Consider the following 20,781-nt stretch of genomic DNA (forward strand, 5'->3'; position numbering starts at 1 on the left):
TTAACCACCCCGCCCCTAGGGGCACCCCTCCAAAGGAGGGGAATAAAAACAATGATATGCCCCAGCCCCTCAAAATTCTTCAAGCCTCTGCAGGTTCCGGTAAAACTTTCAGTTTAACTGCACATTACCTTACACTATTGTTTAGTGGTGATAATAAATACCGGGAAATTTTGGCAGTAACCTTCACCAATAAGGCTACAGAGGAAATGAAAACCAGAATTTTGGAGGTGTTGTTAGGACTGGCAAAGGGAAATCCATCAAAAAAAATAGATGATTATCGGAAACTTATCATCCAAGCCTATCCGATATTGAGCACAAAGGAATTACAGGTCAAAGCAGATAAAATATACCGTAAAATCCTGCATGACTACAGCCGTTTTTCGGTAAGCACTATTGATGGTTTTGTACAAAAAGTAATCAGGGGTTTTGCTTTTGAGCTGGGCCTAAACGCCGATTATAATTTAGAAATGAATTATGACAAGGTAAAAGATGATCTGGTTAACAAACTGGATGAGGCTTTAGACCATAACAAACAGCTTTTACAATGGATTATCGATCTGGCCATTGAACGCATCAGCGATAATAAAAGCTGGAACTATAAATTCGAACTTTACAATCTGATTGGCGAAATTTTCTCTGAACGTTTCCAGATTTTTGAAGATGCGGTAAACACGCTTGGTTTAGAAAATATTGATGAATTATTTAAAAAATACATCAGTATTACCAAGGCAGAGATCAAGAACTTTGAAGAAGAGCTGGTTACGTTCGCAACAGAAGCAAACGAAGCGTTGAATGTAATCGGTGTGGAAACCGAACACCTGAAGGGGAAATCGAGAAGTCCGCTCGCTAAAATTATTCTCATTGCCAGAGGCGATTTTTCGAAGATCGAGCCACTTTTTAATTTGATTGATTCGCCTGATGAATGGTTTCAGAAAAACACAAACTTCCCTGAAGCTTATGACACGGTAAATCCAATACTAAAAAAGTTAAAAACACATTATTTAACCCATTTACCAAACTATAGTCTAGCTATTGCCTTTAATAAAAACCTTTATTATTTAAGGTTAATGCAGGAAATTGCCACGCTTTTGAAAGAATACAGGGCCGAAAACGATAACCTGCTGATCAGTGATGCACAAAAGCTGATTTCAGGAATTACCGAAGATGCCGGAGACAACCCTTCTTTTATCTGGGAAAAAGTGGGCAACCGTTACCGCAATTTTTTGTTCGATGAATTTCAGGATACTTCAACGAGTCAGTGGGGAAGCTTTAAGTCCCTGTTGACTAACGCCATGGCCACGCCAAGCCAGGAGCTGATCGATCACCTGATTGTTGGCGATACCAAACAATCTATTTACCGTTGGCGCAATGGCGATTGGAACATCCTGCATAAACATGCCAAATTAGATGTTGGCGCAGAAAATGTTTTGGAAGAAAGTTTAGCAGAGAATTATCGGAGTGCTGAAAACATCATCACGTTCAATAATTTTCTGTACAAGGCCATCCCCCTCACCTTGCAGAACGAACTGAATGAAAATCTGGCGACCAAACCTGAAAGTATTTCCCAATGGTGGCAAGAACAAAATTACCAACAGATTATAACCGATATTTACAATGGCTCTACCCAAAACTTTGCTACGAATACACTAAAAGGTGGGACAATTAAGATTAAAAAGTTTGGTAAAGACCATGCCCCAAATGAAGCCCGTTTTACTGAAACTGTTTTTAGGGATATTGCATTAGACGATATTGTTGAAGAAATAAATTATCTCAAAAATGAACAGCAATATGCATTAAAAGATATTGCTATTTTGGTTCGATCGAACAGCGAAGCCCTGCTCACTGTTAAAAAATTAATGGCGCATAACTTACCTGTTTTGTCTGGCGATGCGCTATTGATTTCCAATAACTCGGCCATACAACTGATCATTAACACGTTAAAGGTGCTGATCGGTTTAGAAACGCAAACGGCTCTTTACAAAGCCAATTGTATCGCGCTTTACCACTCGCTCCATGAAAAACAGATTGATGCCAATTATTACTTTAACCTTAACAATAAACCTTTAAGTACGCTTACCACAGTTCTACCGGTTGCTTTGTGCGAAAACTGGCAGAGTTGGTTACAACTTCCCCTGCCTGAACTGGTAGAGATATTAATTGAAAGTTATGGCTTAAAAACTCTTACCTCCAACCTACCTTATCTGCTTGCTTTCAGAGATTTAACTGCCTCTGCCGCAAAACTTGGAGAAAAAGGTATCCTGTCATTTTTAACCTGGTGGGAAGAAGATGGCATTAAAAAATCATTGCCTTCGCCAGAGGGTGCCGATGCCATACAAATTATTACCATTCATAAATCAAAAGGTTTAGCTTTTAGGGCTGTTTTTGTGCCTTTTTGCAATTGGGAAATCAAGGGCAAACCTAATGGCACTTTCTGGGTATCTGCAGAAGAAACAGTTTATAAAGAACTGAAAGGAATTCCTTTAAAATATAATGAGGCATTAGCCGACTCGACAATTGCGAAGGCTTATTATGAAGAGTTGCTTTATAACAATATGGATGCACTGAATATGCTTTATGTAGCCACTACACGATCTAAGGATTACCTCTACATCGCTACGATGGCTAAAAAGGAATTAAAATTATCCAATATGGGTGATGTAATTAATTTCACTTTTGATGAGCAATTTGATGAAAACGGTATATATGAAATTATAGAACCTGTAATTATTGAAGGTAAAGAGGAAGAATCGAATTTCATTAATTTAAATAGTTATCCAACCACAACGCGCTTATCAGAACTTTATATCCCATCTGAAAACAAACATTTAAAACATCTGGTAAACATTGAAAAATCAGGTAGAAAAGGCTCTTTGCTGCACGATATCATAGCAAGCGCCAGCACACATAAAGAAGTTGATGATTATACCGCCAACCTGGTTTTGCAGGGCATCATCAAGGAAGAAGAAAAGCAGAAACTAAATACATCTGCCCTTGAAGTATTGAACAATCCCGAACTTAAAGAAATTTTAGGTAACGCAAGCGAAAGCATTGTAGAAAAAAACATTATAGATGCTAATGGAAAACTGCACCGCCCTGACCGGGTTTTGATTAACGAAAATGAGGTGATTATCCTTGATTATAAATTTACCCTTGAAGAAAGTGACAAACATATTGAGCAGGTCAATAATTACAGGGTTTTGCTTACTGAAATGGGTTACCAGAATATTAAAACCTATCTTTTCTATGCTGTTAAAGGCAAATTAAAATTAGTATAATATGGAAAAAGCAAACGATTTATATGGCAATATACTAAATATACTGAAAAGATATCGGTCCGATGCTTACAAAGCAGTTAATACGGCTATGGTAATTTCTTATTGGCAAATCGGCAAAGAAATAGTTGAAAACGAGCAGGGGGGAAATACAAAAGCTTCCTATGGGGACGAAATTTTACAATCATTATCTAAAAAATTAACAGCAGATTTCGGCAAAGGATTTTCGTATGCTAATCTTCGAAATTTCAGGCAATTTTATTTAACTTATCCCGAAGAGCAGATTTGCTACGCAGTGCGTAGCATTTCTTATAACACTGATAATCAAACAAATGAAATATACTACGCACTGCGTAGCAATTTAAGCTGGACACATCATCGACTAATCATGAGAGTGGATGACGTTCATGCAAGGATATATTATTTAAATGAAGCAGAAAACCAGCAATGGAGTTCAAGAGAACTAGAAAGAAATATTAATTCATCATATTATCAAAGACTACTATCTAATCAAAAAGAGGTAGTTCCATCTGATAACAATAAACAGTTTTCAGAAAACTTCATCAAAGATCCATACGTTTTGGGATTCTTAAAAATCGAGCAACCCTCTACACTCAATGAAAAAGAAATAGAAACCAGGATAATTAACCACCTTCAACAATTTTTATTAGAGCTAGGTAAAGGGTTTTCTTTTGTAGGCAGGCAGTTTAGAATAAGTACCGAAACAAGCCATTTTTATATCGACTTGGTTTTCTACAATTATATCCTTAAATGTTTTGTATTATTTGATTTAAAAACCAATAAACTTACCCATCAAGATGTTGGCCAAATGGATATGTATATCAAGATGTTTGATGATTTAAAAAAACAGGAAAACGATAATCCAACAATTGGCATTATCCTTTGTACTGATAAAGAAGAAACAGTTGTTAAATATTCTATGTTGAAGGATAGCAAACAACTTTTTGCATCAAAATACCAAATGTACTTACCTACAGAAAAACAGTTAGCAGAGTGGATTGAAAACGATAAGGCAATTATTGAATTGCAATTAAAAAACCAAAGCAACGATTAAAACAATACACATGAAACCATTTTTACAGGAAGTTGCCGAAGATTTAGTTGCCCGGTTTGGAAATCAGCTGGAAAACTGCGCCATCGTTTTTAACAATAAACGGCCTTCGGCCTATTTGCAGAAACACTTTGCAGATATTATCGGCAAACCATTTTTCAGTCCATCATTTTTTACCATACAGGAGTTCTTTGCCAGTTCTACCAGTTATAAAATAGCCGATTTTTACCTGCAGTTTTTCACTTTACACCGGATCTATAATCAACTGCTTACCGAAGAAAAATTAGAAACTATTTCCAGTCATAAGTTTTTTCCTTTAGCTAAAATTATCTTAAGCGATTTTAATCAGATTGATGCCGATTTGGTAGATGCAGAAAAACTGTACCGAGATCTGGAAGATATATCGGTCATCAATAAAGATTTTGATTATTTAAGTCCTGAGCAATATGAGTTTCTTGCTCAATTCTGGACCTCGTATTCTGAAGGAAAACATAAAAAACAACAGGAACTTTTTATCAGGATGTGGCGCAGAATGCCTAAACTTTATCAAAAATACCACGCGAAACTTAAAGAGCAAGGTTATTTAACCAATGGTTCCGTTTATCGGTATCTGGCTGATGATATCACCAATCACCAGGAATTCATCTCGAATTTTGATAAAGGAAAGATCATTTTCGTTGGGTTTAATGCTTTGAGCAGTGCCGAAGCCAAAATATTTACCCAGTTACAGGAAGCTGGTAAAGCACTATTTTATTTCGATGCCGATACGTATTATTTAGATGATACTTCTCAGGAAGCAGGTTTGTTTCTGCGTAAAAACATCAATCAACTTGGTTTGAAGAATGAGTTTGCCGACCAAAAAAGTTTAATGAAATCTGCCCCGCACCAGGTAAATGTTTTTAAGGTTCAGGGACAATCTGCGCAGGCCAAAATCCTGAACAATATTTTAGAAGAGGATTATACGGCAGCCGAAATGGTTGGAAAAACAGTGGTAGTTTTGGCAGATGAGAGCCTTTTGATTCCCACGCTGCAAACAATACCCACCAACCTAAACGGAAAAGAGATTGACCTTAACGTAACCATGGGTTTTGCTTTATCAACCTCCAGTATTTTTGGTTTGGTTGATTTGTGGCTGGCGAGTCAGCTGGAAATCTTACAGCGGGATAAAGTAAGTTACAAAAATGTAGAAGCTTTTTTAACACATCCTTTAACAGGCCTTACCCAAAAAATGCGTGATAAAATTTTAACCGCATTATTGGAAGAAAACCAGGTGGAGATTGATCATAAACGTTTGTTACGTCAAAGTGGACTTTTTGAAGCCTTTTATAAAAAAATCGACGATCCACAGCATGTGGTTACCAATCTTTTAGATGTTCTGGATTATGTGTTAACCCGGTTATCAAATGCAAAAACACTCAAAAAAATTGATGCAGAACTATTTGTAAAAACCATACAAGAATTAAACAGGTTACACGATACCTTTAGCAACCACATCGGCAAAGAAGAAATTCCCTTTGTCATTTACCTGGTTCAAAAATCATTACAGGCTATTGCAGTACCACTTTCAGGCGATCCTTTGAATGGCATACAGGTAATGGGATTACTTGAAACCCGGAACCTGAATTTCGATAAAGTGGTGATTTTAGGTTTCAATGAAGGTATTATCCCCAAATCATCCATTGGCAATAGCTTTATTCCGGACTCCATACGTCGCGTTTATGGGCTACCGGTTTTAGAAAATTTAGATGCTATTTCAGCCTATATGGTCTACCGTCTATTACAACGGGCAAAGAATATCAATTTTGTCTATAACAGCTTAACCGATGAATCTACCTCGGGCGAAGCCAGCAGAATTTTAAAGCAACTGGAGTACGAAAGCGGATTTGAATTTACCTATAATGAACTTAATCTGGAGGTAAAAACTGAACCCTTTAAGGAAGTAAAAATTGAGAAAACCAATAATGCCTTTATCCAGGAAACACTTCAAAAATACCTCGATAAAAAGAAGGTACTTTCACCTTCAGCACTTACACAATACATTTCAAATCCGATAGATTTCTTTTTTAATTACATTGCTGGCATTAAAGAGCCTAAAGAGATCAGTGCAGTGGTAGAAGCCAACGAAATTGGTTCCATCCTGCACAAAGTGATGGAGTATTTCTACGAGGATTTAAGATCTGCCGAAATTACTGCCGCGCTGATTAAAGAAAAACGTAAACAGATTCCAACGCTGATACAAAAATCCTTTAACGCCGTCATGTTCAAAAATCCTGATCTGATCATGGAATATAAGGGCATGCAAAAGGTTATTTTATCCATTGTAGAGGCCTATGTGAATATCATTTTAAATCAGGATGAAGCACAAACCCCTTTTACGATCATTAGTCTGGAGCAAAAGGTTGAGGCCGAGATCAGTTTCCCACTTAGAGGAAAAGATGCCAGTGTTAAAATTTTTGGCTTTATCGATCGTGTGGATGTTAAAGATGGCGTGACTAAAATTATTGACTATAAAACCGGTAGCGACAAGCTAACTTTTAAAGATATCCCAGAGTTGTTCAATTCTGACGGAAAACATATTAACAAAGCACTAATTCAGACCTTGCTATATACTTATGTGTACGAACAGTTTTCGGGCAAAAGTTTTGTAGAACCAAACCTCTATGTGGTAAAAACCATGAGCGCAGATGGCGTTTGGTTTAAATCGGGCAGGCAAACGCTATCAGGAGATTATTTGGAAGAAATCAAGCCAGAATTCCTTACTGAATTAAGAAAAAAACTGACCGAACTTTTCGAAGCCCCCTATTTTGTGGCCAGCAAAGTTGAGGATAACTACAAATATTCTATTTATAAAACTTTATTTGGGAAGTGATTCTCATTGATATTGGCTGAAGCCAATGGCAATAAATCGGAAAATATAAATAGATAATTGCGTTTCTTCGCAATCTGCTTTAGCGGACTGCAAAAATTCCTTATATTTAGATTAATCAAACCATGAATTATGTCGTATATAAGAATTTGGGTTCACCTAGTGTTCTCAACCAAGAACCGACATCCCTATTTAACAAAAAATATCCGTTACAAAATTCAAAAGCACATTATGGAAAATTGCAGAGAGAAATCTATTTTTCTACAGGCAATTAATGGGTACACTGAACATATGCACTGCCTAATATCTTTAGGAAGAGAACAAACAATTGCAAAAGTGGCCCAGCTAATAAAAGGAGAATCGTCGTTCTGGATCAATAAAAATATGCTAACAGACATACCTTTTATATGGCAAGATGATTATTTCGCTGTATCAGTTGGTGAATCTGGTTTGCAAGCTGTCACCAACTACATCAAAAATCAGGAGCTTCATCATGCAAAAAAATCATTTGAATTTGAAGTCAAAGAGTTTGCAGATAAGTATGGTTTTTCTTTAGAAAAAGATGATCTTTAAAAATGCTAACTCTAAATTTTACAAATTTCCCCATACTCGAAACCGGGCGACTAATCCTCCGCGAACATGATCTTACCGATGCCGAAGCACTTTTTTCCATGCGGACCAATGAAACGGTAATGAAATATATCGACAGGGAAAGACCGAATGATATTTTTGAAGTCAAAGATTTTATTTCCCGAATCAGAAATGGTTATGAAAATGGCGACAACCTTGCCTGGGTAATTGCCTTAAAAAATGAGCCCAAGCAAATGATCGGTTCTATTGGGTATTGGCGTACCGATTTCGCGAATCATAGGGCGGAAATTGGTTATATGCTACATCCTGATTATTGGCGGCAGGGAATTATCTCAGAAGCCTTAAAGCAAACGATCGATTTTGGTTTTAACGACGTTAATCTACATACCATCAGTGCAAACATCAATGTAAAAAACGACGCTTCAAGGCAGATGCTGCTCAAACATGGTTTTGTAAAAGAGGCACACTTTAAACAGGATTACTACTTTAGGGGCCAGTTTCTGGATAGCGAAATTTATGGATTATTGAATCCAAATCATTAAATCAGGCTAAACGTCACCCTGAATTTATTTCAGGGTCTATCTTACAAGAAATTTAATTAAATATTATTTTGAAAACCTATACCGAACAGAAATTTGACTTCATTATAAAACAGAGTTTCCATAATAAACTGAAGCCTTTGGGCTTCAAGAAAAAAGGAAATAACTTTTACTTAAAAAAAGAGCATTTAGGACTGATTATAAACATTCAGAAAAGTGCATATTATTCAAAAGAAAAAATCCATTTCACGATAAACATTGGTGTATTTATCCCAGAATACTACCTTACCCATGAATACCACAAGAACATTCTTCCAGAATACCCTCTCGAACCTGATTGCGCAATTAGAAGCCGAATTGGACAGCTCAAAAACCAAAGTGATATTTGGTTTGATATTGATGAAAACACGGATCCGAATATCCTCATTAACGAAATGGATTTAAATCTTGAAAATTGGATTTTACCATATTTTAAAAATTTCGAATCAAAAGATGATTTTATCAAATGGCTTGATTCTGCTAATTGCCATATACATCCACTCTCCAAATTAATCATATTCGCTGAATACGGATTATATGAAAACGCAAAAGACGAATATAATAAATTGATGTCCGAAAAATTTAGAAATCCTTATTATAAGCAAAATGTTATTGACTATGGACTAAAATACAAACTTACGTAACAAGTTGTCAACACAGTAAACATTTTGGAGAAGATATTTCGGAAAAAGCATAAGCTTTGATACAATTAGCTTAACAAAAACATAATTGCCCAATAATATTTCCTCTTTAAAGGAATTAACAGGAAAGTCCACCAAAATACCGTTAAATAATCAGGCAAAACACTTATAATTATTACAAAACATAGGCATTTTAGCCTTTGGTTTCAAAGCGATTAATAATTATATTTGCCACCGTTATTAAAATTTACAATGAGAGAAATCCAATTTAGAGAAGCACTTCGCGAAGCCATGAGCGAAGAAATGCGTAAAGATGACCGCGTTTTTTTATTAGGTGAAGAAGTAGCAGAATATAACGGTGCATATAAAGTAAGTCAGGGTATGCTTGATGAATTTGGTGCAAAACGAATTATCGATACCCCGATTGCCGAATTAGGTTTCGCAGGTATTGCAACTGGTGCAGCTACAGCGGGCCTCATTCCAATTGTAGAGTTCATGACATTTAACTTCTCTTTAGTTGCGATCGATCAGATTATTAACGGAGCAGCTAAAATCTTATCAATGAGTGGTGGCCAGTTTTCATGCCCTATGGTTTTTCGTGGTCCAACAGGTAACGCAGGCCAGTTAGGTGCGCAACACTCTCAAAACTTCGAGAATTGGTTTGCAAACACACCAGGCTTAAAAGTAGTAGTTCCCGCTACACCATATGATGCAAAAGGTTTATTAAAACAATCAATCCTTGATCCGGATCCGGTTATTTTCATGGAATCGGAAGTAATGTACGGCGATAAGGGCGACGTTCCTGCAGAAGAATATTATATTGAACTTGGTAAAGCTAAGGTAACCAAAGAAGGTACAGATGTAACCATTGTAACTTTTGGTAAAATGTTAACCCGCGTGGTAAATCCTGCGGTGGAAGAATTAGCCAAAGAAGGAATTAACGTTGAAGTAATTGATTTACGTACGGTACGTCCTATCGATTATACAACCATTATCGAATCGGTTAAAAAAACAAATCGTTTGGTTGTGGTAGAAGAAGCGTGGCCATTGGCTTCACTTTCAGGCGAGATTGCCTTCATGGTACAAAAACATGCATTCGATTATTTGGATGCACCGGTTTTACGTATTACCTGTGCAGATGTTCCACTTCCATATTCACCAACTTTAATCGCAGCAAGCTTACCAAATGCAGAGCGTGTGGTTAAAGCGGTAAAAGATGTCATGTACGTTAAAAAATAAAATGTCATCAGATAGTTATCGGATCTGAGCATAGCGAAAATCTTTTAGATGTGAATCCTCCAAAGCAATTTGGGGGATTTTTTTATACTCATCTTCTTGAAGATATGTTCGATTTATATTCTGTTGCAAAAATATTGACTCCTATGCCTTCGCTAAATATCTGTTACATCTTAAAACAGGATCACCATTCAAAAATATCATCAATGGAACAACCCAAAACAGAAAACATTGATCAATATATAGCCAACTTTCCAATAGAAACACAAAAACTGTTAAAGCAAGTCCGAGATACGATACACGAAGCTGTACCAGAGGCGAAAGAAGTGATCAGCTATAGAATGCCAGCCTTTAAACAGAATGGTGTTCTTGCGTATTTTGCCGGCTATGCAAAACATATTGTTTTTATCCCACTGGTGCAGGAATTGAAGTTTTTAAAGCTAAGTTTACCGATTATAAATGGAGTAAAGGCGCCGTTTAGTTTCCCTTAAATAAACCTTTGCTTTAGACTTAATTAGCAGGATCACAAAATTTAAGGCTGAAAAAGATTGACAGAAGTAAGAAAGAGGAGAACGTAATATCGCTGCATTTCACCCTAATAGGTATATTTGGCTCATGTGAAAAAAATCATTCTGTCAAAAAGCAATATTTTAGATCGAATTATTTATTCTTGGAAGAAATATCATTTATTTTTTGCCTATTCTTTTTATCTATGGTCTTAACAGTATGCTCACTTTCTAAATAATTTCTTTCGTTTTTCGACTTTATCCAAGAATATCTGGCAGTTACGCAATGAGGACAAAAATATTTTCTGATAGGAAGAAAAAAAAGCAGGTTTTTAATCACCCAAGGCCTAGGTATTTGATAGTGGTAGTGTGTGTTGCATTTCCAACATCGTGGATATAAATTAGACATCAATTTTTACAATTATATATTTGGTTAGCCCAAATTGAAGATAGACAAATACTGTGCCAATAGCAGAACACTTCAAGTGATATCTTCAAACTTTCTCAACTATTTTTATGCAATTGAACTTTTCCACTACCGTCCGTGGAAAAATTGGTCTTAAAATCCCGCAAATCCTGATTAGCTTTGCTTCTTTTAATTTCACCCTCTAGGATATGTTAACCCACCATAAAATAATTGCAGCCGAATTAAAAGTTGCAGAAAAACAAGTAACCGCAACCATAAATTTATTAGATGAAGGTGCAACCGTCCCGTTTATTTCCCGTTACCGTAAAGAGGCAACAGGTAGTTTAGATGAGGTTGAGGTAGCTGCCATCCGCGATCGGGTTTTGCAGTTGCGCGATCTGGATAAACGCCGCGACGCAATTTTAAAATCGATGACCGAACTAGGCAAGTTAACACCCGAGCTAGAAAAACAGATTAACGGGGCCGAAACCATTTCTCTTCTGGAAGACATTTACCTGCCTTATAAACCGAAACGTAAAACACGTGCATCGGTCGCAAAAGAAAAAGGATTAGAACCATTGGCTCTGCAGATATTTGAGCAAAATACTTTTGATTTAGATGCATCAGCTCACCAATTTATCGATGCCGAAAAAGGAGTAAACTCGGTTGATGAAGCTTTAGCCGGTGCAAGGGATATTATTGCGGAGATGATTGCAGAGAATGCAGAGGCACGTACAAAAATGAGAACCTACTTCCAGGAAAAAGCGGTCTTTAAATCTGAAGTGATTAAAGGAAAAGAAGAAGAAGGCATTAAATACAAAGATTATTTCGAATGGAGCGAGCCGGTTAAAACAGCTGCATCGCACCGTGTTTTAGCCATGCGCCGTGGTGAAAAGGAACTGATTTTAAGACTAGATGCACTTCCACCAGCAGAAGAGGCCATTGCCATTCTAGAGAACCAGTTTATTTTAGGCAACAATGCAGCATCAAAACAGGTGCAACAGGCTTTAGAAGATGGTTATAAACGCTTGTTAGAGCCAGCCATGGAAACCGAGCTTCGGGTTTTTACCAAACAAAAAGCAGATGAAGAAGCCATCCGGGTTTTTGTCGAAAATGCGCGCCAATTGTTATTGGCAGCTCCAATGGGGCAAAAAAACGTAATGGCAATAGATCCGGGGTTCCGTACAGGCTGTAAAGTGGTTTGCTTGGATAAACAAGGTCAACTGTTAGAGAATACCGCAATTTATCCGCATACCGGACAGGGAAATGTGAAAAATGCCGGATTTACTATACAGCAACTTTGCGAGAAATACCATATTGAAGCTATAGCCATTGGTAACGGTACTGCAGGAAGAGAAACGGAAGCTTTTGTCAGAGCATTAAATTTACCTAATATTACTATTGTAATGGTTAATGAAAGCGGCGCTTCAATATATTCCGCGTCAGAAGTGGCCAGAGAAGAATTTCCCACACAGGACATTACGGTGCGTGGAGCAGTTTCAATTGGACGCCGTTTAATGGATCCATTGGCCGAACTGGTTAAAATTGATCCAAAATCTATCGGCGTTGGTCAATATCAGCATGACGTTGATCAAAATAAACTACAGGCAAGCTTAGATGATACGGTAATCAGTGCCGTAAATGCTGTAGGAGTAGAATTAAATACAGCTTCAAAACAGATCTTAGCCTACGTTTCTGGCTTAGGACCAACTTTAGCAAAAAACATTGTCGATTATAGAAACACACATGGTGCTTTTAAAAACCGCGAAAGCTTAAAAAAGGTACCTCGCTTAGGTGATAAAGCTTACGAGCAGGCAGCGGGTTTCTTACGTATCCGCAACGGAGAAAATGTTTTAGATACCAGCGGTGTGCACCCTGAACGCTATACCGTAGTAGATAAAATAGCTAAAGACCTTGGCACTACCGTTACCGCGTTGATGAAAGACACACAATTGCAAAAACAGATTAAACTACAGCAATATGTAACAGATGAAATTGGCTTACCAACATTAACTGATATTTTAAAAGAACTGGCTAAACCTGGCCGAGATCCGCGCGAACAGTTTGAGGCTTTTAGTTTTACCGATGGTGTAAATGAGATTGCTGACTTGAGAGTGGGAATGAAACTTCCAGGCATTGTAACCAACATTACCAATTTTGGAGCTTTTGTTGACATCGGCGTACACCAGGATGGCTTAGTTCATACCAGCCAGTTGGCTAACCGTTTTGTCTCCAATCCCAATGATGTGGTAAAAGTGCATCAAAAGGTTGAGGTTACGGTTATGGAAGTTGATGTCGCCCGCAAAAGGATTTCCCTATCTATGAAAACCGAAGTTGGTCCTAAGTCTGAAGTCCGCAGTCGGGAATTAAAAGAGCAGAAACCTAAGCAGAACTTCAAATCGAATAACAATAACAAACAAAACTTCAAGCCTCGTAATGAACCAAAAGATGCAGATGGCGATTTACAGGAGAAATTGGCAAAGCTTAAAGGGATGTTTAAATAATATAGTTACTGAGCGGCACAGGTAAACTTGTGCCGCTTTCAGTTAGGGAATTACTAGAGAGCGAATTAATAATCAAATTGATGGGTATAATCTTTATTAACGTCAACGATAACACCATCATCATTGGTAACCACTTTACCATCTATTTCCGCTTTATAGCTAATCTGATAACTGGCGTTAAAGTTAATACACTGTGCGCTAGCCGAAATTACATCGACTGGTAGTACAGTCTCAATCACGTAAGTTTTTGTACTTCCAGTAAAATCGTCTTTTCCTAAAGAAATAGCAGCTTCATTGTTTCTGGTCACGCCATTTACCTTCCAGATGGTTTTAGTACCTTTAGTATCACCGCCTACAATAACGAATGAAACGTAGTCATCAGTTGCATTCACGCCGTTTGCAGTAATTGTAAATTTTGCAGTTTTACCACTTTTTGAAGGAGTAGCATCTGAATCTTTCTTGCAAGAAAATAATAGCGAAAAAACAATAGCAAGAGATAATAATGTTGAAATTTTTTTCATAGATTTTTGTCATTTTCTTAGCACATATGCCAATAAAATGCCAAAACCAGTAGCTATAATTAAAATACTATATATCAGGTAAACGAGACTACCTACTTTTAGGTAGTTTTTAAATTGCATTCCGTTTTTTTAACGGCTGGTATAATAAATAATGTCCTAATTAATGTTTCTCAACTCGATTTTAAAGATCGGATAGCACAAACCAACCGTATTAAAGAAGCAAATATCTAAAACAAATTAGATCGATTTAGCTTCTTTAGATTATGGAAACTACAAAGCCGTAAACTTATCCCGAAGTTCTAATCGTTTTTTAGGTAAGCTATCCGGATAGTTATTCTGAATAAATGCAATCATAGCCTCTCTTACGTAACACCTCAAATCAAAAGCTCTCGATGAGTTGGAGGCGCTCATCAAAAAACGCACTTCAATGGTCCCGTCTTTAGTACTGTCTGTAACCTGTACCACATTTACCCTTTTATCCCATAAGGGGTTTGCATTCAACAATCTGGTTAATTCCTGTCGCATCGGTTCAATAGGAATAGTATAATCAAGATATAAAAAAACCGTTCCAAGCAGATCAGCAGAAACCCGTGTCCAGTTCTGGAAGGGTTTTTCAATAAAATAGGTAATAGGTAAAATCAAGCGCCTTTGGTCCCAAATATTAACAACCACATACGTTAGCGTAATTTCCTCTACCTTACCCCATTCACCTTCCACAATCAACACATCATCAATTCTGATGGGCTGGGTAAAAGCGATCTGAAATCCGGCTAGTAAGTTACCAAGTGATTTCTGCGCTGCAAAACCTATGATAATCCCTCCTATCCCGACACCAGTTAGCAGGCCAGCCCCAATTTTGCGCATACTTTCAAAACTCAACAATATAATTGCAACAGTAACCAGAATAATCAGCGAAACAATAAACTTTCTAATAAACTGCAGTTGCGTCCTTATTTTCCGCTCTTTGAGGTTATTCTCTTTATTTAAATCATATTTCAGATATAAATAATCTTCCAAAACGTTAATTGCACGCACTAAAATAAGTGCAAAAACAACCGTTAAGGCTATTTCCAATGCTTTGCTTATTGGAAGGCGGTATGTTGGCGACATTTCCATCAGCGTTAACGAGAAGTTAATGAACAATAAGGGGATTAAAAAAGCAATAGGCCTCCGCAAATGTTTTATCGTCGATTTAATAATGATAAAATCCCACCAGCGAGAAAGCAGGATAAAAGTTTTGTGAATGATAAACCTGATTAGAATACCGAGAAACACCGCTATCAAACCGATAATAAGGTTCTTAAAAAACAAAGGAATAGGATAACCGAAAATCTGGTCGAGATATTGCATAAACGAAATTTGCTGGTTAGTGAATGCGGCGATTAGCCATTTGACATTTTTATAACAGCTATATTTTTGGATTGTTTGCCAATAGAAAACCAATAGCCGAAAATAAATTATTTACATTAGCATTTTATACATTTTAAAAGAGAGAAATGGAATTTTTCGATGCTCAAAGTATATTTTTTACTGCCCTTGGCTATAAAATGAGCTATTTGGAATTCTTTGCTGTAACTACCGGAATCATTTCAGTTATACTTTCTGCAAAAGCCAGTGTTTGGAGCTGGCCAATGGGCATTGTGAACGTATTTTTATCGGCTTTTCTATATTATCAGAGTCAGCTCTACCCGGATATGTTTTTAATGGTTTTCTTTTTTGTAACCAACATAATGGGCTGGTGGCGATGGAAAAATCCAAAGCCGGAGGAAGAGGATAAAAATAAAGAGCTAAAAATCAGCTTTATGCCACGAAGGCAGTTTCTGTATTTACTGGCTATTGGTATTGTTGGTACATTAGTAATAGGCACACTTGCAAGTCAGCTCCACAATTGGCTGCCCCTATTATTTAATTTACCGAGCGCTTACCCTTTCATTGATTCATTTATTTTTGTAATGAGCGTAATCACCACTTTTCTAATGATCCAGAAAAGAGTGGAATGCTGGATCATATGGCTGATCATTGATATTGTAGCCACCTATCTCTATTTTCTTAAAGGAATTAAGTTCATGGGAGTCGAATATTTTATTTTCACCATTATTGCCGGCTTTGCGCTGTGGAATTGGATAAAAGAATACAAGGGTTACAGTAAAGCTACATGAAGAGAAATTATTCTTGTAATTCTAGTTTGATTTTAAATAAACAATTTTATTATCTTTAATCTAAATCCTAAATGATATGACAGCAAAACAAATGCTTCCTATCATCCCTGACAATATTGTAGTTAATAAAATTTACAATCTGAGAGGCGTAAAAGTGATGCTGGATAGTGACCTGGCGGAGCTATATGGTGTAGCAACTAAAGTTTTAAATCAAAGCATCCGCAGAAACATTGAACGTTTCCCTGATGATTTTATGTTCCAACTAACCGCTGAGGAATGGGAATCATTGAGGTCACAAATTGTGACCTCAAAAAAAGGAAGGGGTGGAAGAACCTATCTACCCAATGCATTTACCGAACATGGCATTCTCATGCTTTCAAGTGTGCTTAACAGTAAACAAGCCATCCAGGTGAATATCCAGATTGTCAGGATTTTCTCTCACATACGCCAATTTATTATTGATAGCGGTGAACTTAAACTCGAAATCGAAGCTATCAAACGAAAAGTAAGCAATCAGGATAAAAACATCGAACTGGTTTTACCTACCTGGATAAACTCATTGATAAGAAAACTGAACCAAGAAAAAGGATTGGTTACATGCCTGATGAACTTTAGCTTTTAATTGGTAAATAAATGTTATTTTTGGAAATCTAAATCTCTAACGATGAAAAAAAACACGCTCTTATTGGCTTTGTCTGTTATTTTATTGGTTTCATGCTCAAAAAAAACAGAAACATCGACGGATTCGACACCCAAAAAGATTGAACGCATATTAATTGCACCCGAATATCTTCTTCCATTGAAATCTACAGATATTTATATCGGGATCAGATATTTTAAAGATTATACAGCCAAAGATGAAGTAACCCTTACACTAAATAATCAAAGCGGAACTGTTGTTTCAGAGCAGGTTGCAATTTTAGTAGGTACAAATTTGCTCTTTAAATTGCCGGCAATTAATCAACCAGGCGAATATAAAATAAACTGTACTGTAAAAAACAATCAAAATTTTCTGGCGGCAGAACAAACTTTAAGAATAGTAAATGACTTTAATATAAATTCTGTTTGGAATAGCCTGGATAAAACCTATAGTGCATCGTTTACAGCCTATGCCAACAGATTTAAAACAACTGGCTTTACATTAGTGCCCATTGGTACCAGCAGCCCAACGCAGGTAAGGTTCGGTTCTTACTTTACCAACATTGCCTTTTTAGCTGATTATGTTGATAAATCGTTTATTCCAGGTTTATTGGGAGCATATACCTTAAAGTTCAATGGCAATCAACTTCAGGAAATTGAAATCCTAAATGGTGAACCCATCAATGATCAGAATTTTAATGTGACAGACTTCTATAAAGGCCTAACTGATGTATACGGAAATTCCATATCGCAAGCCAACACCTCATCCGGAAAGGTCACAATATTTAAGAGCGGCGTATACACATTGACCATAACAGAAACACCTGCTTTGATAAAAACATCCATAACTAAATCATAACCGGACAAACCAATTCGGACCTCTTTAATATCTATAACGGATCAGCGTTTGAAATATATACTGTAAGGCTAAGTATTACACATCTTGAAAAACTTACCTAAAAAGACCAAACTTTTTTAAATCAACTATTTGATAATAAAAGTTTTCTATCTATCTTTGCAGTCCCAAATTTAATGGGAATAATAAATTGTTTAATAAATTAAATACAAGCAAGTGAATACGTTAAGTTACAAAACTGTCTCGGCCAATGCTAAAACTGTAAACAAACAGTGGATTGTTGTTGATGCGGAAGGCGAGATTTTGGGGCGCTTGTCATCGAAGATCGCTATGATCATCCGTGGTAAAAACAAGCCTGAGTACACCCCACACGTAGACTGCGGTGATAACGTAATTGTTATTAATGCAGACAAGGTTAAATTGACAGGAAACAAATTCAGCGAAAAGCAATATGTTTCTTATACTGGTTATCCAGGTGGTCAACGTTTTATTTCTCCTAAGGAGTTAATGGCGAAACACCCTCAACGTGTAATCGAGAAAGCGGTACGTGGTATGTTACCGAAAACTAAATTGGGTAAAAAATTATACACTAATCTTTTTGTGTATGCAGGTGCAAACCACCCTCATGCAGCTCAATCTCCAAAAACCATTAAACTTTAAGAAATGTCAGTTACTAACACTTCAGGAAGAAGAAAAACAGCTGTTGCACGTATCTACTTAAAAGATGGTGCTGGCGCAATTACCGTTAACGGTAAAGATCACAAAGAATATTTCCCAACTTTACCATTGCAATATATCGTAAACCAAAGTTTAGAAGTTGCTGAACTTACAGGCCGTTATGATATCACTGTAAATGTACAAGGTGGTGGAGTAAAAGGACAAGCAGAAGCTGTTCGTTTAGCTATTGCTAAAGCGATTGTTGAACTAGATGCGGAGAAAAAACCTGCATTACGTGCTAAAGGCCTAATGACGCGTGATATGCGTATGGTTGAGCGTAAAAAACCAGGACGTGCTAAAGCTCGTAAGAAATTCCAATTCAGTAAACGTTAATCACAGGAGGCAACAACAATGGCAAGAACAACTTATCAAGACTTATTGGATGCAGGTGTACACTTTGGTCACCTTACCCGTAAATGGAATCCAAAAATGGCTCCTTACATTTTCATGGAGCGTAATGGAATTCACATTATAGATTTAAATAAAACTTTAACTAAAACTGAAGAAGCTGCGGCTGCGATTAAACAAATCGTAAAATCAGGTCGTAAAGTATTATTTGTTTCAACAAAAAAACAAGCAAAAGGAATCGTAGCTGAGCAAGCTAAAAAAGTAAACATGCCTTTCGTAACCGAGCGTTGGTTAGGTGGTATGTTAACTAACTTTGCTACTGTTCGCAAGTCAATCAAAAAGATGTCTAACATCGATAAAATGACTAAAGACGGTACTTATTCGATCTTATCTAAAAAAGAGCGTTTAATGATTCAACGTGAGCGTATTAAATTAGAATCACTTTTAGGTGGTATTGCTGATTTAAACCGTTTACCTGCAGCTTTATTCTTAATCGACGTTAAGAAAGAGCACATCGCGGTAACTGAAGCGTTAAAATTAAACATCCCTACTTTTGCGATGGTTGATACTAACTCTGATCCTTCTAACATCGATTTCCCAATCCCTGCGAATGATGATGCTACAAAATCAATCTCTTTAATTACTGACGTAATTATCAAAGCTATTGAAGAAGGTTTAGATGAGCGTAAACGCGAAAAAGATGATGAGGCTGAAAAAGAAGCAGTAGCTGCTAAAGCTGCAGCTGATGCTCCGGAAACAAAAGAGCCAAGACGTAAAAAAGCTGCTGAAGCGGAAGTTGAAGCGTCAGCATCAGAAGAAACTAAAACAGAAGAATAGGCCCCTAACCCCTGAAGGGGGGATTACATGGTCTAAAAATCTAAATTCATTAAATTAATTTAATCATTTCCAAGCCCCCTTCAGGGGGTTTGGGGGTAAAAAAAGGAAATAAAATGTCTACTGTACAAATTACTGCCGCAGATGTAAATAAACTACGCCAACAAACTGGTGCTGGTATGATGGATTGCAAGAAAGCTTTATTAGAAGCTAATGGCGATTTCGAAGCTGCTGTTGATTTATTACGTAAAAAAGGTCAAAAAGTATCTGCTGCCCGTTCTGGTAATGCTACTTCTGAAGGTCTGGTATCAATCGCTGTTTCAGCAGATGGTACTAATGGTAAATTAGTTGCTCTGGCTTGTGAAACTGAACCAGTTTCTAAAGTTGAAGATTTCCGTAATTTAGCTCAGGCTGTTTTAGCTGCAGCAGTTGCCAACAACCCTGCTACTACTGAAGAATTATCTGCAATTACTTTGGAAGACGGACGTACAGTTGCTGAAACCATTACTGAATTAACCGGTAAAATCGGAGAGAAAATCGTTATTCAGGAATATGCAAATATCTCTGGCGAAAAAATCGTTTCTTATATCCACTCTAACGGTAAAATGGGTGTTTTAGTAGTATTCGAAGGTGCTAATGGCGCAGATATTACTGAAGCTGGTAAAGATGTTGCCATGCAAATTGCTGCAATGAACCCAGTTGCTGTTGATAAAGACGGTGTTGATCCGGCTACTATCGAACGCGAAATCGAGATTGCTAAAGATGTTATCCGTCAAGAAGGCAAACCAGAAGAAATGGTTGAGAAAATTGCTGCTGGTAAATTGAATAAATTTTACAAAGACAGTACTTTATTAAACCAGGAGTTTGTTAAAGACAGTTCTATGGATGTTCGTAAATTTTTAGATAATACGGCTAAAGGTTTAACTGTAACAGCTTTCAAACGCGTACAATTAGGTGCATAAGCATTTGTAAAACTATTTAAAAGCCTCAAGAAATTGGGGCTTTTTTTATGTCTTTTAATTCCAGATCGTGCGG

18 protein-coding genes are annotated in these 20,781 nt (G+C 36.9%); 16 read left to right on the forward strand and 2 right to left on the reverse strand.

Annotated features, from left to right (window positions below):
- The first annotated feature begins 56 nt into the window (after positions 1-56).
- The 9 genes from PGN18_RS17365 to PGN18_RS17405 all read left to right on the forward strand — a co-directional run bounded on the left by PGN18_RS17365 (position 57) and on the right by PGN18_RS17405 (position 13,672).
- Positions 57-3,275 (forward strand): UvrD-helicase domain-containing protein, encoded by a 3,219-nt coding sequence (locus PGN18_RS17365; RefSeq protein WP_335320864.1) that lies wholly within the window; start codon positions 57-59, stop codon positions 3,273-3,275.
- Between the two features lies 1 nt (position 3,276).
- Complete coding sequence (locus PGN18_RS17370) at positions 3,277-4,347, forward strand: PDDEXK nuclease domain-containing protein (protein ID WP_335320865.1); 1,071 nt, start codon at positions 3,277-3,279, stop codon at positions 4,345-4,347.
- Positions 4,348-4,357: 10 nt separating this feature from the next.
- The gene (locus PGN18_RS17375) at positions 4,358-7,213 is read left to right on the forward strand and encodes a PD-(D/E)XK nuclease family protein (RefSeq protein WP_335320866.1); all 2,856 of its coding nucleotides are present in this window, start codon (positions 4,358-4,360) and stop codon (positions 7,211-7,213) included.
- A gap of 129 nt (positions 7,214-7,342) precedes the next feature.
- Complete coding sequence (gene tnpA, locus PGN18_RS17380; RefSeq protein ID WP_335320867.1) at positions 7,343-7,783, forward strand: IS200/IS605 family transposase; 441 nt, start codon at positions 7,343-7,345, stop codon at positions 7,781-7,783.
- Positions 7,784-7,785: 2 nt separating this feature from the next.
- On the forward strand, positions 7,786-8,343 hold the full coding sequence (locus PGN18_RS17385) for a GNAT family N-acetyltransferase (protein WP_335320868.1): 558 nt from the start codon (positions 7,786-7,788) through the stop codon (positions 8,341-8,343).
- Positions 8,344-8,411: 68 nt separating this feature from the next.
- A complete protein-coding gene (locus PGN18_RS17390; protein ID WP_335320869.1) occupies positions 8,412-9,023 on the forward strand; it encodes a DUF4304 domain-containing protein in 612 nt (203 codons plus the stop codon).
- Positions 9,024-9,272: 249 nt separating this feature from the next.
- Entirely contained in the window at positions 9,273-10,259 is a 987-nt protein-coding gene (locus PGN18_RS17395; RefSeq protein ID WP_335320870.1) for a pyruvate dehydrogenase complex E1 component subunit beta, read from the forward strand.
- Positions 10,260-10,363: 104 nt separating this feature from the next.
- Positions 10,364-10,747 carry an iron chaperone gene (locus PGN18_RS17400; RefSeq protein ID WP_335320871.1) on the forward strand — a complete coding sequence of 128 codons (384 nt, stop codon included), beginning with the start codon at positions 10,364-10,366 and terminating at the stop codon, positions 10,745-10,747.
- A 630-nt stretch (positions 10,748-11,377) separates the two neighbouring features.
- Positions 11,378-13,672 (forward strand): Tex family protein, encoded by a 2,295-nt coding sequence (locus tag PGN18_RS17405; RefSeq protein WP_335320872.1) that lies wholly within the window; start codon positions 11,378-11,380, stop codon positions 13,670-13,672.
- 65 nt (positions 13,673-13,737) lie between these two features.
- Here PGN18_RS17405 and PGN18_RS17410 read toward each other — a convergent pair whose 3' ends face one another.
- Positions 13,738-14,193, reverse strand: a complete 456-nt coding sequence (locus PGN18_RS17410; RefSeq protein ID WP_335320873.1) for a hypothetical protein — start codon at positions 14,191-14,193, stop codon at positions 13,738-13,740.
- 270 nt (positions 14,194-14,463) lie between these two features.
- Entirely contained in the window at positions 14,464-15,543 is a 1,080-nt protein-coding gene (locus tag PGN18_RS17415; protein ID WP_335320874.1) for a mechanosensitive ion channel family protein, read from the reverse strand.
- Positions 15,544-15,689: 146 nt separating this feature from the next.
- Between PGN18_RS17415 and pnuC the strand changes: the two genes are divergently transcribed.
- The 7 genes from pnuC (at position 15,690) to tsf (ending at position 20,708) form a co-directional block, all read left to right on the forward strand.
- Positions 15,690-16,352, forward strand: a complete 663-nt coding sequence (gene pnuC / locus PGN18_RS17420; protein ID WP_335320875.1) for a nicotinamide riboside transporter PnuC — start codon at positions 15,690-15,692, stop codon at positions 16,350-16,352.
- A gap of 76 nt (positions 16,353-16,428) precedes the next feature.
- A complete protein-coding gene (locus PGN18_RS17425; protein WP_335320876.1) occupies positions 16,429-16,974 on the forward strand; it encodes an ORF6N domain-containing protein in 546 nt (181 codons plus the stop codon).
- A 42-nt stretch (positions 16,975-17,016) separates the two neighbouring features.
- Positions 17,017-17,850: a hypothetical protein gene (locus tag PGN18_RS17430; protein WP_335320877.1), complete on the forward strand. Its 834-nt coding sequence runs from the start codon at positions 17,017-17,019 to the stop codon at positions 17,848-17,850.
- Between the two features lie 213 nt (positions 17,851-18,063).
- Positions 18,064-18,507, forward strand: a complete 444-nt coding sequence (rplM, locus tag PGN18_RS17435) for a 50S ribosomal protein L13 (protein WP_039481184.1) — start codon at positions 18,064-18,066, stop codon at positions 18,505-18,507.
- 3 nt (positions 18,508-18,510) lie between these two features.
- Positions 18,511-18,897 (forward strand): 30S ribosomal protein S9, encoded by a 387-nt coding sequence (rpsI, locus tag PGN18_RS17440; protein WP_090765025.1) that lies wholly within the window; start codon positions 18,511-18,513, stop codon positions 18,895-18,897.
- A gap of 18 nt (positions 18,898-18,915) precedes the next feature.
- Positions 18,916-19,749: a 30S ribosomal protein S2 gene (gene rpsB / locus PGN18_RS17445; protein WP_335320878.1), complete on the forward strand. Its 834-nt coding sequence runs from the start codon at positions 18,916-18,918 to the stop codon at positions 19,747-19,749.
- 113 nt (positions 19,750-19,862) lie between these two features.
- Positions 19,863-20,708: a translation elongation factor Ts gene (gene tsf, locus PGN18_RS17450; protein ID WP_335320888.1), complete on the forward strand. Its 846-nt coding sequence runs from the start codon at positions 19,863-19,865 to the stop codon at positions 20,706-20,708.
- Positions 20,709-20,781: the final 73 nt, after the last annotated feature.

The organism is Pedobacter terrae, assembly GCF_036946585.1.
Lineage (GTDB): Bacteria > Bacteroidota > Bacteroidia > Sphingobacteriales > Sphingobacteriaceae > Pedobacter > Pedobacter terrae_C.

What these genes read in the sequence shown, in the direction of transcription:
- PGN18_RS17410 (WP_335320873.1), bottom strand. Translation starts at nt 14,193, where the DNA reads ATGAAAAAAATTTCAACATTATTATCTCTTGCTATTGTTTTTTCGCTA.
- PGN18_RS17370 (WP_335320865.1), top strand. Translation starts at nt 3,277, where the DNA reads ATGGAAAAAGCAAACGATTTATATGGCAATATACTAAATATACTGAAA.
- PGN18_RS17365 (WP_335320864.1), top strand. Translation starts at nt 57, where the DNA reads ATGCCCCAGCCCCTCAAAATTCTTCAAGCCTCTGCAGGTTCCGGTAAA.
- PGN18_RS17430 (WP_335320877.1), top strand. Translation starts at nt 17,017, where the DNA reads ATGAAAAAAAACACGCTCTTATTGGCTTTGTCTGTTATTTTATTGGTT.
- PGN18_RS17385 (WP_335320868.1), top strand. Translation starts at nt 7,786, where the DNA reads ATGCTAACTCTAAATTTTACAAATTTCCCCATACTCGAAACCGGGCGA.
- PGN18_RS17375 (WP_335320866.1), top strand. Translation starts at nt 4,358, where the DNA reads ATGAAACCATTTTTACAGGAAGTTGCCGAAGATTTAGTTGCCCGGTTT.
- tsf (WP_335320888.1), top strand. Translation starts at nt 19,863, where the DNA reads ATGTCTACTGTACAAATTACTGCCGCAGATGTAAATAAACTACGCCAA.
- pnuC (WP_335320875.1), top strand. Translation starts at nt 15,690, where the DNA reads ATGGAATTTTTCGATGCTCAAAGTATATTTTTTACTGCCCTTGGCTAT.
- PGN18_RS17405 (WP_335320872.1), top strand. Translation starts at nt 11,378, where the DNA reads ATGTTAACCCACCATAAAATAATTGCAGCCGAATTAAAAGTTGCAGAA.
- PGN18_RS17415 (WP_335320874.1), bottom strand. Translation starts at nt 15,543, where the DNA reads ATGCAATATCTCGACCAGATTTTCGGTTATCCTATTCCTTTGTTTTTT.
- rpsI (WP_090765025.1), top strand. Translation starts at nt 18,511, where the DNA reads ATGTCAGTTACTAACACTTCAGGAAGAAGAAAAACAGCTGTTGCACGT.
- PGN18_RS17395 (WP_335320870.1), top strand. Translation starts at nt 9,273, where the DNA reads ATGAGAGAAATCCAATTTAGAGAAGCACTTCGCGAAGCCATGAGCGAA.
- PGN18_RS17425 (WP_335320876.1), top strand. Translation starts at nt 16,429, where the DNA reads ATGACAGCAAAACAAATGCTTCCTATCATCCCTGACAATATTGTAGTT.
- rpsB (WP_335320878.1), top strand. Translation starts at nt 18,916, where the DNA reads ATGGCAAGAACAACTTATCAAGACTTATTGGATGCAGGTGTACACTTT.
- PGN18_RS17400 (WP_335320871.1), top strand. Translation starts at nt 10,364, where the DNA reads ATGTTCGATTTATATTCTGTTGCAAAAATATTGACTCCTATGCCTTCG.
- tnpA (WP_335320867.1), top strand. Translation starts at nt 7,343, where the DNA reads ATGTCGTATATAAGAATTTGGGTTCACCTAGTGTTCTCAACCAAGAAC.